Raw genomic sequence first — 1,515 nt, 5'->3', positions numbered from 1 at the left:
CAATGCCGTTCGGTTAGGAGTCTGACCTTCGGCGCAAGCGTCGGCGTTTCGGCTGGTGATATGGGTGCAGCCCTTGTAGGGGTTCCCGGGTCCGCCAAGACTCGTGTTCCTTCACAAGGGCTGCCGTGTCCGATTCTGTCATCTGTCGTGCTCCCGGCGTGTTCGCCGTGGGGCACCTGGGCGAGTTGACCCAGGTCGTTCCGTTCGATCTCGTTGACGAGGCCCTTGCCGAGGCCGGTGGTCTGCAACGCCGGGTGCGGCGGCTACCGTCGCGGGTGGTGGTCTATCTGCTGCTTGCGGGGGCGTTGTTCACCTCGATGGGCTGGGCGCAGGTGTGGGCCAGGCTGACTGCCTCGCTGCCGGCGAGCCTGCCCGTCCCGGCGGGTTCCTCGATCACCGCGGCGATGAGACGGGTCGGGCCGGCACCGCTCAAAGCACTGTTTGACCTGCTTAAAGGACCAGCAGCCGTGACCGCAAGCCAAGTCACGCGATTCGCGGGCAGGCTGGTCGTCGCGATCGACGGCACCCAGATCCCGCTCCCCGACACCCCTGCGAACCTGCGGGTCTTCCCCAAGGCCACGGCCGGGCCCAACGGGCCGGCCGGATACCCGATGCTGCGTCTGGTCGGGCTGGTTGCCTGCGGGACCCGCACGCTCTTGGACGCGGTCTTCGGGAGCGATCTGACCGGCGAGCTGACCTACGCCCAAGACTTGCTCAAGGCCGGTGCGCTGCGGCCAGGGATGCTGCTGCTCGGTGATCGGAACTTCTCGGCCACCGGGTTCGTCACCACGGTCGCCGACGTCGGCGCGGACTTCTTGATCCGCGCCAAGACCCACTCCACCGCGCTCAAGCTCCCCGCCCTGCGTCGGTTGCCTGACCAAACGTTTTTGTCCCGCATAGGCGAGGTCACCGTCCGTGTGGTCGAGGCCGCCATCACCGTCACCACCGCTGAGGGCGCCGTCACCAACGCCGGCTACCGGCTCGTCACCAGCCTGCTCGACCCCGACGAGGCACCAGCGATCGCGCTGGTCAGGCTCTACCACGAGCGCTGGGAGATCGAAACGAGCTACTGCGAACTGAAGTCCACCCTCCTCAGCGGCCGGGTCCTCCGCGGCCGGCACCCCGCTGCGGTCGCCCAGGAAACCTGGGCACTTCTGATCACCTACCAGGTACTACGGACAGCGATGACGGACGCGGTCTTGCACCGGCCCGACATCGACCCCGACCGGACCTCGTTCACCATCGCGCTCAACGCTGCCCGCGACCAGATCATCAAGGCAACCTCCATCATCAACGACACCCACATCGACCTCGTCGGCCGCATCGGGATCGCCGTACTCAACGCGCTCCTGCCAGCCCGCCGCGATCGGACCCGGCCACGCGTGAAGAAACGAGCCATCAACTCCAAGTACCGCGCCGTAGGCCGCGACCTCGACCACCGCACCCACAAGACGACCATCCAGATCGCGGTCACCGGCTTGCCCAACCACCCAGACCCCTAACCGAACGGCATTG

Annotated in this window: 1 protein-coding gene; it reads left to right on the top strand. The window is 67.0% G+C overall.

The genetic code is table 11. The features are described from left to right. Nucleotides 1-158: 158 nt before the first annotated feature. A complete protein-coding gene (locus NE236_RS43145) occupies nt 159-1,502 on the top strand; it encodes an IS4 family transposase (protein ID WP_252848125.1) in 1,344 nt (447 codons plus the stop codon). The last annotated feature ends 13 nt before the right edge of the window (nt 1,503-1,515 follow it).

It is taken from the genome of Actinoallomurus purpureus (assembly GCF_024055795.1).
In the GTDB taxonomy this organism is placed as follows: domain Bacteria; phylum Actinomycetota; class Actinomycetes; order Streptosporangiales; family Streptosporangiaceae; genus Actinoallomurus; species Actinoallomurus purpureus.
Note: the sequence above shows the minus strand (reverse complement) of the source record. Positions and strands in the feature narration are given on the sequence as shown.